Source organism: Nocardia sp. NPDC005978 (assembly GCF_040614455.1).
Lineage (GTDB): Bacteria > Actinomycetota > Actinomycetes > Mycobacteriales > Mycobacteriaceae > Nocardia.
Genome location: NZ_JBEXUS010000177.1, coordinates 1 through 10,428, shown reverse-complemented (window position 1 = coordinate 10,428; position 10,428 = coordinate 1). Strand labels below are relative to the sequence as shown.

General features: G+C 70.5%; 12 protein-coding genes. 6 read left to right on the top strand and 6 right to left on the bottom strand.

The window, feature by feature from the left end; all coding sequences use genetic code 11:
- Positions 1-15 precede the first annotated feature (15 nt).
- Genes ABZ319_RS38730 through ABZ319_RS38720 form a run of 3 tightly spaced genes read right to left on the bottom strand, consistent with a single transcriptional unit; the run spans position 16 to position 2,226 of the window.
- Positions 16-753 carry a PEP-utilizing enzyme gene (locus ABZ319_RS38730; protein ID WP_354991573.1) on the bottom strand — a complete coding sequence of 246 codons (738 nt, stop codon included), beginning with the start codon at positions 751-753 and terminating at the stop codon, positions 16-18.
- Complete coding sequence (locus tag ABZ319_RS38725) at positions 743-1,006, bottom strand: HPr family phosphocarrier protein (RefSeq protein WP_354991572.1); 264 nt, start codon at positions 1,004-1,006, stop codon at positions 743-745. The genes ABZ319_RS38730 and ABZ319_RS38725 overlap by 11 nt, the downstream gene beginning before the upstream one ends.
- Complete coding sequence (locus ABZ319_RS38720) at positions 1,006-2,226, bottom strand: PTS transporter subunit EIIC (RefSeq protein WP_354991571.1); 1,221 nt, start codon at positions 2,224-2,226, stop codon at positions 1,006-1,008. The genes ABZ319_RS38725 and ABZ319_RS38720 overlap by 1 nt, the downstream gene beginning before the upstream one ends.
- A gap of 111 nt (positions 2,227-2,337) precedes the next feature.
- On the opposite strand from ABZ319_RS38720, the gene ABZ319_RS38715 reads away from it, so the two are divergent.
- Positions 2,338-2,568, top strand: a complete 231-nt coding sequence (locus ABZ319_RS38715; protein ID WP_354991570.1) for a PTS glucose/sucrose transporter subunit IIB — start codon at positions 2,338-2,340, stop codon at positions 2,566-2,568.
- Positions 2,569-2,573: 5 nt separating this feature from the next.
- Positions 2,574-3,023 (top strand): PTS glucose transporter subunit IIA, encoded by a 450-nt coding sequence (locus ABZ319_RS38710; RefSeq protein WP_354991569.1) that lies wholly within the window; start codon positions 2,574-2,576, stop codon positions 3,021-3,023.
- A gap of 100 nt (positions 3,024-3,123) precedes the next feature.
- On the opposite strand, the gene ABZ319_RS38705 is transcribed toward ABZ319_RS38710, so the two are convergent.
- Together ABZ319_RS38705 and ABZ319_RS38700 are read right to left on the bottom strand one after the other, a co-directional pair.
- Positions 3,124-3,846, bottom strand: a complete 723-nt coding sequence (locus ABZ319_RS38705) for a GntR family transcriptional regulator (RefSeq protein ID WP_354991568.1) — start codon at positions 3,844-3,846, stop codon at positions 3,124-3,126.
- 62 nt (positions 3,847-3,908) lie between these two features.
- On the bottom strand, positions 3,909-4,259 hold the full coding sequence (locus tag ABZ319_RS38700; protein ID WP_354991567.1) for a hypothetical protein: 351 nt from the start codon (positions 4,257-4,259) through the stop codon (positions 3,909-3,911).
- 87 nt (positions 4,260-4,346) lie between these two features.
- Here ABZ319_RS38700 and ABZ319_RS38695 point away from each other — a divergent pair, with 87 nt between their 5' ends.
- On the top strand, positions 4,347-5,312 hold the full coding sequence (locus ABZ319_RS38695; protein WP_354991566.1) for a quinone oxidoreductase: 966 nt from the start codon (positions 4,347-4,349) through the stop codon (positions 5,310-5,312).
- A gap of 21 nt (positions 5,313-5,333) precedes the next feature.
- Here the strand turns inward: ABZ319_RS38695 and ABZ319_RS38690 are convergent, their stop codons facing one another.
- A complete protein-coding gene (locus ABZ319_RS38690) occupies positions 5,334-5,936 on the bottom strand; it encodes a TetR/AcrR family transcriptional regulator (protein ID WP_354991565.1) in 603 nt (200 codons plus the stop codon).
- Positions 5,937-6,022: 86 nt separating this feature from the next.
- On the opposite strand from ABZ319_RS38690, the gene ABZ319_RS38685 reads away from it, so the two are divergent.
- The 3 genes from ABZ319_RS38685 to ABZ319_RS38675 all read left to right on the top strand — a co-directional run bounded on the left by ABZ319_RS38685 (position 6,023) and on the right by ABZ319_RS38675 (position 10,343).
- Positions 6,023-7,477 carry an FAD-dependent monooxygenase gene (locus tag ABZ319_RS38685; RefSeq protein ID WP_354991564.1) on the top strand — a complete coding sequence of 485 codons (1,455 nt, stop codon included), beginning with the start codon at positions 6,023-6,025 and terminating at the stop codon, positions 7,475-7,477.
- Between the two features lie 200 nt (positions 7,478-7,677).
- Entirely contained in the window at positions 7,678-9,249 is a 1,572-nt protein-coding gene (locus ABZ319_RS38680) for a hypothetical protein (protein WP_354991563.1), read from the top strand.
- A 305-nt stretch (positions 9,250-9,554) separates the two neighbouring features.
- Positions 9,555-10,343, top strand: a complete 789-nt coding sequence (locus ABZ319_RS38675; RefSeq protein ID WP_354991562.1) for a hypothetical protein — start codon at positions 9,555-9,557, stop codon at positions 10,341-10,343.
- Positions 10,344-10,428: the final 85 nt, after the last annotated feature.

Sequence of the window (10,428 nt, the reverse complement as noted above, 5' to 3'; positions counted from 1 at the left end):
CCCACCCCTCTTCCCCTACACGACGCTCGTCCGATGTGCGCGGGCGGCGAGCACGTCCGCGCGGCGCGCCGCGTCGGGTTCGAGCTGCACGATTCCGGTGGTGCCGTCCAGGACGATCTCGGTGTTCTCCGTGATCTCGACCGCGCCCGGGGCGGCGACCACGGCCGGAATCCCCAGGGCCTTGGCCAGAATCGCGGTGTGCGAGGTCGGTCCGCCCGCGACGGTGAGCAGGCCGAGCACGATCTCGGGATCGAGGGTCGCGGTGTCGGCGGGAGCGAGGTCCTGGGCGGCGAGCACGAAAGGCGTAGCGCTGTCCGGGATTCCGGGCGGGTCGACACCGAGCAGTTCGGCGACCACGCGCTGTCCGACATCGCGCAGGTCCGACGCGCGTTCGGCCATCATGCCGCCGAGCGCGGTCAACTGGTCGGCGAAGTGCGCCACGGCCTGGGTGACCGAGTGCGCGGTGGGGCCGCCGGCGCGGATGCCCGCGCGCACCTGATCGAGCAGGGCTGGATCGGCGGCCAGCGCCGCGGTCATGAACAGGATGTCCGCGGCCGGGCCCTTGGCCTCGAGCGCCTGGGCGGAATACCGCGCCGCGACGGTGTCGAAAGCGGACTCGGCGCGGGCGATCTCGGCATCGGCATCGCTCCCGGGAGTATCGGACGCGCTGGTGGCCGGCGCGGACGCCAGCCACCGCACCGGTCCGAGCGCCACTCCGGGAGCGGCGGCGACACCGTGGATCTCACGCGTCAAGATCGGTCTCCAGCAGGGAGACGAGCTTGTCGAGCGCGGCCTCGTTCCCCTCTTCGGTCGACAGGGTCACGGTGTCGCCCTGCTTGACGCCCAGGGTCATGACCTGCAGCAGGCTGCCGGCGGCGACGGCGGGCTTGTCGTCGATCGAAATCGTCACGGGGACGGGCGATTCGGCGGCGGCCTTGGCGAACAGGGCGGCGGGGCGGGCGTGCAGTCCGGTCTCGGACGCGACCACGGCGGTACGGGTGATCATTACGCGACGTTCTCCTTCTCGATCTCTTCTTCGTCGGGTTCACGACCCGGTGTCGGCAGATTCCAGCGCTTGATGATGAAGCTGAAGGTGACGTAGTAGAGGACGGCGTAGCCCAAGCCTATGGGGATGAGCAGCAGCGGATGCGTCGCCTTGCCGAAGTTCAGCAGATAGTCGATGGCGCCCGCGGAGAAGGTGAAGCCGTCGTGGATGCCGAGCGCGTTGGTCAGCGCCAGCGCCGAACCGGTGAAGATCGCGTGGATGAGCAGCAGCGGCCAGGCCACGAAGATGAAGGCGAATTCCAGCGGCTCGGTGATGCCGGTGACGAAGGCGGTCAGACCGGTGGAGAGCATGATGCCGCCGATCATCTTGCGATTCTCGGGCTTGGCGTTGCGGTAGATGGCGAACGCGGCGGCGGGCAGGCCGAACATCATGATCGGGAAGAAGCCGGTCATGAAGGTGCCCGCGGACGGATCACCGGCCAGGAAGCGCGGGATGTCGCCGTGCGCGCCGTTGTAGTCGCCGATCACGAACCACACCACCGAGTTCAGGATGTGGTGCAGACCCAGCGGGAGCAGCAGGCGGTTGGCGAAGCCGAAGATGCCGCCGCCGGCGACCGCGTTGTTCGCGACGGCCTCGCCGAGCCAGGTCAGGCCCGCGTTGAAGGCCGGGTAGATGAAGGACATCAGCACGCCGATGACCACCGCGGCGCAGGCGGTCAGGATCGGGACCAGGCGGCGGCCGGAGAAGAAGCCGAGGTAGTCCGGTAGCTGCGTGCGGTGGTAGCGCTGCCACAGGATGGCCGCGGTCAAGCCCATGACGATGCCGCCGAGGACACCGAAATTCACCAGGGCCTGAGCGCCTTTGGCGTCGGTCTTGCCCTCCATCACCACCGGGGACATGGCTTTCAGTACGCCGTTGAAGGCCAGGTAGCCGACCACGGCGGCCAGCGCGGTGGAGCCGTCGGCCTTCTTGGCCCAGCCGATGGCGATGCCGACGGCGAACAGCAGGGGGAGGTTGTCGAGCAGCGCGCCGCCCGCTCCGGCGATGACATCGGCGACGGTCCGCGTCGCCGACCACCGGCCGAGCATGTCGTCCTGTCCCAGCCGTACCAGCAGGCCCGCGGCGGGTAGCGTGGCGATGGGCAGCATCAAGCTGCGGCCGAGCTTCTGCAGTCCGGACAGGTCTATTTTCTTGCGCGCGCTCTGGGCTGCATCGGCCATAGCGGTCGTCCTCAGTCTGTGAATAGGGTCACCCGAAGGTATGGTGACTGGTTATAACCACATATAACTGGTTATAACCAGCTTTGTCCACTCGACACGCACGGAGGAAAGATGTCGAAAGTCGATCAGATCATCGCCGGACTCGGGGGCACCGGGAACATCGTCGAAGTCGAGGGCTGCATCACCCGGCTGCGCGTCGAGGTGAAGGACGCGTCCCTGGTCAACGAGAAGGACCTCAAGGCCGCGGGCGCGCACGGCGTCGTCAAGGCCGGGGCCGCGGTGCAGGTCGTGGTCGGCCCGACCGCCGACGCCCTGGCCGAAGACATCAACGATCTGCTCTGACCGCCATGAGCACCCGAGTTCTCGCCCCGCTGCCCGGCACCGCGATCCCCCTGTCGGAGGTGCCCGACCCCGTGTTCTCGGCGGAGATGGTCGGGGCGGGCGTGGCCATCGAGCCACCCGACACCGACGCGGACGTCACGGTCGTCGCCCCGATCGCGGGCACGATCGTGAAGCTGCACCCGCACGCCGCGGTGATCCTGTCCGACACCGGCACGGGTGTGCTGCTGCACGTGGGCATCGACACCGTCGGCAAGACGGAGCTGTTCCGGGTACAAGCCGCCGAGGGTGACCGCGTCGAGATCGGTCAGCCCCTGGTGACGTTCTCCCCCAACGCGGTTCGCCGCATGGGCCTGAGCGCCGTCGTGCCGGTGGTGGTGATGGACACCGCGCCGGGCTCGGCCCGCGACGCCGCCACCGGGACCGTGGAAACGGGCGCGGTGCTGTACACCATCTGAACGCCCGAACGATTCGGGCCCCGGCCCATGATGGGCCGGGGCTCGAATCGTTTCGGGCAAGCGACAGCGGTTTCCCGGAACCCGCGAAAGCAGCCGGGGCTCAGTCGTTCTGGCCGCCGTCTCCGGCGCTGACGGTCATGTAGACCTGGTAGCGATCGGCGCGGTACCAGGACTGCGCGTGTTCCACGCAGCGGTCCCGGGAGTAGGACTGGCGATCGAAGGCCAGCAGCGGCGAGCCGACGTCGGTACCGAGCCAGCCCGCGCCGCGCTCGTCGGCGGCCACCGCGCGCACCGTTTGGTCGGCCCGGTCGATCGGGCAGTCGTATTCCTTCTCCAGCAGGGAGTACAGCGACTGTGTCAGATCGTGGTCCAGGAGCCCGGGGAGCAGGTCCGCGCGGTACCAGCCGTCGTCGATCGAGATCGGCAGCCCGTCGGCCAGGCGCAGGCGCACCAGGTGAAAGGCCTTGTCCTCCATGGAGAGTCCGAGGGCGTTGATCGTCGCGGGCGGGGGCAGCGCGAAATCGGTGTGCAGCACCACGGTGCTGGGGGTGCGGCCCAGGCGGCGCATGTCGTCGCTGAAGGAGGCCATGTGCAGGCGTGAGCGGGCCACCCGTTCCGCGACGAAGGTGCCCTTGCCGGGCACCCGGGTGATGACACCCTCGGAATCGAGCTGGCCCAGCACCTCACGCACCGTCATGCGGCTGACGCGGTAGTCGTCGCAGAGCTGGCGTTCGCTGGGCAGCATCTCGCCGGGTCGCAACTGGGAGCACAGGGTGGTCAGCGCGGAGCGCAGCTGCGCCTGTTTCGTCACTCGGCCCGACACGGCATCCTTGTCTTGTCGCACGCTCCCGCGCCCGGCGGGAGCGGGTGACTGTGAGCAGGGACCTACTTCTCGTTGCGCGCCTTGGGGAATCGCTTCTGCTTGGCGACCCAGCCGGCCATCTTGGCCCAGTGTCCCTTGGCGGGGGTGACCAGGTTCACGAGTTCGCGGTTCCACTCATCGGCCTCGGTGAGCCCGTCCACGACCGCGACGAGTTCCTTGGCGGTGGCCAGATCGCCCACCACGCGATCGCCGAGCACGCCGTCCTGGCCGACCAGGGTGACGCGAACGCCGATACGGCCGACGGGCTGCAGCACCGCGGTGGCGGAACCGCCATGGTCAGCGACGAATCCCTTGACCGAGTCGACGATCGACGGCGACAGTTTGACGGGTGCCGGTGCATCGGTAGTGCTCATGCCCGCAGTTTACCCATGGGTACATCGAAGTCCACGAACGGCGGCCGCGCCGAGCGGCCGTCCGGGCGCCGGGTGTAGAAACGACACATGCGCGCCATCCAGGTTTCCCAGCACGGTGGTCCCGAGGTCCTGCTCGTCGCGGAGGTGCCCGAGCCGCAGGCCGGGCCGGGGCAATTGCTGGTCGAGACCGAGGCGATCGGCGTGAATTTCATCGACACCTACATCCGGACCGGGCGTTATCCGCAGGCGGTGCCGTATGTTCCGGGCGCCGAGGGCAGCGGCGTGGTACTCGCCGTCGGATCCGGCGTCGGCGACTTCCGGCCCGGGGACCGGGTGGCATGGGCCGCCGCGCCCGGCAGCTACGCCGAGCGGGTCGTCGTGGACGCGGCGGTGGCGATTCCGGTGCCCGCGGGCGTGGAACCGGCGGTCGCGGCGTCGGCGCTGCTGCAGGGCATGACCGCGCACTACCTCATCGAGTCGATCTACAAGCCCGAACCGGGCGAGACCGTGCTGGTGCACGCGGGCGCGGGCGGGGTCGGGCTCATTCTGACCCAGCTGCTGGCCGCGCGCGGGGTGCGGGTGATCACCACGGTGTCGACCGACGACAAGGAGAAGCTCTCGCGCGAGGCGGGCGCGGCCGAGGTGCTGCGCTACGACGACGAGATCGCCACGCGGGTACGGGAACTCACCGACGGCGTGGGCGTCGCGGCGGCCTACGACGGGGTCGGCGCGTCGACCTTCGAGGCGAGCCTGGCATCGCTGCGCGTTCGCGGCACCCTGGCCCTGTTCGGCGCGGCCAGCGGCCCGGTGCCCCCGTTCGACCTGCAGCGCCTCAACCCGGCCGGCTCGATCTTCGTGACCCGCCCGACCCTGGTGCACTACACCCGCGACCGGGCCGAATTGCTGTGGCGGGCAGGCGACATCATGAACGCGATCGCCGACGGCACCCTGCTGATCCGCGTCGGCGCGAGCTACCCCCTCGCCCAGGCCGAGCAGGCGCATCGCGATCTCGAAGGCCGCAAGACCACGGGATCGATCGTCCTGCTGCCGTAGTCGTAGCGGCAACAACTCTTTTCAGCAGTCGCGGCCGGTGAGGCCGCGATAGACGAAGCGCGTCAGGGTGTCGACCGCTTCGGCGTCGGTCAGCTCGATCGCACCGCCCTCCACCGCCTCCAGCAGGCCGGAGGCGAGCTGGAACATCAGGGTCAGGCTGGCGTCCGGGCTACCGGGCAGTTCGAGGCCCGCGGCGGCGAAGCCGTCCAGGTGGTCGGCCATTTCCGCGCGCTGCTGCGCGCCGAAGTCGGCGGCGGTGCGGGCGAAATCCGCGTTGACCAGCGCCGCCTGCTGCACCGCGCGCAGAACCGCCCAGTTCTCGCGGGCGAATCCCCAGTACGCGGCCAGGTGGTAGCGCACCGCGTCCGGATCGGTGAAGTCCGGATTGTGCTCGGGCTGCTCGGCGGCTGAATCGCCTTCGTCGGCAAGGTCTTTCAACAGCGCCTGGAGCAATTCCTCCTTGCTCGCGAAGTGGTTGTAGAACGAGCCCGCCGCCCGCCCGGCGGCCGCGGTGATGTCGGTGATCTTGGTGTTCAGATACCCGCGTTCGGCGAACAATCCGCGCGCGGCGGCCTTGAGCGCGTGTTCGGTCTCCGTCGACTTCTCCCGGCGTCGCCCGGCCATGCACACCACCTCCTTGACAGCGGAAAGTACCACCCACAATACTGAATCCACATTCAGTGAATCCTGATTCAGTAATTGGAGCAATCATGTCGCCGCAGGTCCTCATCGCCGGCGCCGGTCCCACCGGCCTCACCCTCGCCATCGATCTCGCCCGGCGCGGCGTGCCGGTGCGCATCGTCGACCGGGCCGCCGAATTCTTCGACGGCTCGCGCGGCGACGGCCTCCAGCCGCGCACCCTGGAGGTGTTCGACGATCTGGGGGTGCTGGACGCGGTCCTGGCCGCGGGGTCGCCGCAGGCCACCATGCGGGTGTTCTTCGGCGGCGAGTTCGTCATGGAGCGCCGCATGACCGAATGGCGGGAACCGACTCCGGCGGTGCCGCAACCGAATCCGTGGGTGCTCGGGCAATCCGACACCGAGCGGCTGCTGCGTGAGCGTGCGGCGGAGTTCGGGGTGCGGGTCGAACTCGGCACGGAGCTGACCGATTTCACCGCCGATGCGGACGGGGTCACCGCGACACTGACCCGCGGCGGCGATTCCGAAACACTCCGGGTCGCCTACCTCGTCGGCGCGGACGGCGGGCGCAGCACCGTGCGCAAACGGCTCGGCATCGCCTTCGAGGGCAGCACCGACGACTCGGTGCGCATGCTGCTCGGCGACGTGCGCGCCGATGCGCTGGACCACGACTTCGGCTACTGGTTCGCCCGGCCGGACGCTCCGATGTCCGGTATCGCGCTCTCCCCGCTGCCGGGCGGGCGGCGCTTCCAGTTCGCGACGCCGGTCGACGGGGACGGCGACGCGAATCTGGCCGTGCTGCAACGGTATGTGACCGAACGCTCGGGGCGCGCCGACATCGTGCTCAGTGAGCTCGGCTGGGCGACGGTGTGGCGGCCCAATACCCGCCTGGCCGAACGGTTCCGGGACGGCCGGGTGCTGCTGGCCGGGGACGCCGCGCACGTGCACCCGCCGACCGGCGGGCAGGGCCTGAACACCGGCGTGCAGGACGCCTACAACCTGGGCTGGAAACTCGAAGTCGCGCTGCGGAATCCGGGGCAGGAGAGTGAGGCGCTGCTCGATTCCTACGCGGGCGAGCGGCGGGCCGTGGCCGCGCAGGTGCTCGGGATCTCCTCGGCGCTGCTGGACAAGACCGTCAAGGGCGATCCGGACGCGCTGGATCGGGAGGGGACGCACCAGCTCGACCTCGGCTATCGGATGCTGTTCCCCGACACCGGGTCCGCGACCCTGCGTCCCGGTGATCGCGCGCCGGACGCGCCGCTGCTGACCGCCGACGGCCGCAGGATCCGGCTGTTCGAGGTGTTCCGGGGACCGCACGCGACGTTGCTGATCTTCGGCGACGGTGCGCCCGCGCTCGAATCCTTCGGGGTGCGACCACAAGTCGTCCGGGTGGGGCGGTCCGGCGCCGCGACCGGGGACGCGCTGGTCGATGCCGGCGGGCATGCCGCCCACGCCTACGACGCCACCGACGGGACCCAGATCCTCGTGCGCCCCGACGGCTACGTCGGCGCCCGCACGTCGAACTGATCACCCCGGACGTTCGGGCCCGCCCACCACGGGCAACCGGCCAGTTGCACTCCCCCGGCGCGTCGTTCGGCGAAACCGTGCAGAATGATCTTGCTGCACCGCAAGACGATTCGCCACGACCGCTCACGGGACGCCGTAAGGTTGTCGCGGCGTTCGTTCGGGCGGGCGGCAGGTAGAGGCATCGGTCAGAGGTGGTTCGCATGTTGGTGAAGGTCCGAAACGACGACCCGTCGCGGCTGTCGGCCACCGAGCGCACCGTGGTGAACTGGCTCAAATCCTGGAGCGGGCCGCACGCGGTGCCCGGGATCGCGGTGGTGCAGTGCCAGGACGCCGACGTGGTGGTGTGGACGCCGCAGACCAGCGTGGTGGTCGGGGTGCACGGTTTCACCGAGCGGGTCAACGGCACCCTGTCCTGTGCGCAGGACGAGCCCTGGACAGTCGACGGCAAACCCGCGCCGATCGACGGCGACGCCAATCCGCTCGAGCGCGTCCGGCAGCAGACCGCCGAACTCGCCCGCCAGTTGCGTTCCGCGCCCGGGCGTGAGGAAGTTCCGGTGAGCGGCCTGGTGCTGCTGTGCCCGCAGCTCGGCAGCCGGATCAAACTCGAGAAGGGCGAACTGCCACCGGGAATCGACGTGCTGATCGGCGATGGACCGTCCTCGCTGCGCACGTACTTCACCACGATCGCCGAGGGCGCCGAGCCCTCCTGGGATGCCGCCCAGGTCGGGCAGGCGCTGGGGGCGCTCGGATTCGCCGCCGCCGCAACCTATTCCGACCTGGTCTCGGAGGGCTTCCCGCCGCCGGAGTCGGCACGGACCTCCCCGCCGCCGCTGGCGGCCGCGCCGACCGTCAAGGTCCCGTCGGTCCCGATCCAGCAGGATCCCCCCGCCGCCCCGCCGCGAGGTCCGGCCGAAGCGCGTTCCGGCGCGGGCGAATCCGCGCCCGACAGACCCGCGGGCGAAACCACCGAGCTGGAGTCCGAGAAGTCGGGCAAGTCCGGAAAGGGCGGCTCGACCGGTAAGGCCGCAGCGGGCGGCGTGCTCGCCGGGGGCGCGGCGGCCGCCGCCGCCGTCGCGGCGTACCGCCACATCACCGGTGGTGGTTCCCCCTCCGATCGCCCCGAGCGGTCCGCCGAACCTCAGGGCCCGGGTCCCCAGGGCCCCGGCGCGCCGCAAGGCCCGAGCGCACCCCAGCTTCCGGGACAGGGCGCGCCCCAGCGCCCGGGTCCGGGCCAGCCCGCCGGCGTACCCCAGGGCCCGGCCCCCGTACGGGGTCCCGCACCGCAGGGTCCCGGCGCACCGCAGGGTCCGGGCGCACCGCAGGGCCCCGGCGTTTCCCTGACCGGTCCCCGTGCCCCGCAACAGCCCGGAGCCCAAGGGCCCCAGCGCAATCAGCCCGCCGCTCCCCTGCGCGCCCCCGCCCCCGCCCCGATCGCCAACCCCCAGCCTCAGCCCCCCAACGCCCCCACCCGACCGACCGGCGGCCCGGGCTTCCCGATCTGGAACACCCCGCAGTCGGCGACCCAGCCCGCCAAGGCCCGCCGCCGCCGAGACATCCCGATCGTCGGCGCGATAGTCCTGGTCTTCCTGATCCTGCTGATCGCCGTGATGTGCACCGGCCGCACCACCTCCACCAAGGACGACGACACGAACACCCCCGTCCGCCCCACCACCTCCCAGCGCGGCAGCACCGGCGGAACCACGACCACCGACCCCACGATCCCGAAGACCACGGTCCCCCCGGCCTGCTTCCCCCTCGACCCCAACTGCTGATGCCGCCCGGGCTCGCGCGCCGATCCGGTGACCCGATGCCATGTCCGAGCCCGCGACGACGCCCCGGGCGCCCGGTTTCACGCCTTCGAGATCGAACCCGTGCGGGCGGCGGTCGAACCGCCTGCGCGCCGATGGGGTCCACGGTTGCCTGATTCGGCCGTCGACGGACGGGGCGGTCCGCGCCATCTGCTCGGCTGACCAGCGGTGCGCGCGATCCGCGGCCGCGCGCGGGTGTGTTCCGCCCGCGCACGGCTATGTTCGTACCCGGTGATTGTTCGGGGTGGGCCGAGAAGAGAGTGGGTGCCATGCACTGGGATCAGATGACCGATACCCCCGAGGATCTGCGGCGGCGGGCTACGCGGCTGCGACGGGGTATGGGGCAGTTGGGGGTGCTGGAGTCGATCATCGACGCGGCGGAGGGGCCCTGGCTGGGGATCATGGACGCCGACGGGCGCGGAACGGCCGAGCTGCGGATGCATCTCGCGGGCCGGTACCGGGTGTCGGCGGCGGTGACCAGTGCGGGGAAGCTGAGTCTGGTGCACGTCAACGACCTGACCCGGCGCAGGTCCGAGCGGGTGCTGTCGGGAAAGACCCTGCTGCGCAAGGGGTGGACCGAGGCCGAGCCCATGCCCAAGCAGCCGGAGTGGCTCGAATACGTGGTGTCGTGGGTGGAGAACGTCAGCGGCGAGGTGGACCGCCGCGTGGTGATCGAGTGGCGCCTGCTCGGCGCGGACCGCCGGCTGAACACCCTGAACGACACGATCGAGGGCATGCGAGCCAGCCTCGACGAGCAGGTACAGGTCCGCGACGCCCTCGCCGCCGAGGTGGCCGACCTGCGCGACGAACTCGAAACCCTGCCCCCGGCCGGCCCCGAAGCCCGCACGATCGCACCGCCCGAGCCCGAGCCGGACCCCCTCGAGGAATCGGGCGAATTCGAGGCCCCCACAGCCGAAACGACGGCGGACGCCGACGAAGTCACCGACCCCGGGTTCACCGGCATCGAGAACCAGGTGGCCGATAACGAGCAGCAGGCCGGCGACCAGGCCGACGCGGACCGCTCGGCCGATTACAGCTCGGTCAGCTTCAGCAACTGAGACTCGTTCGGTCGTTTCAACGCCCGAAAACGACACCGCCGCCGAGCTCGTGCTAAGATCGGAATAGAACACTTCTGAACACCAG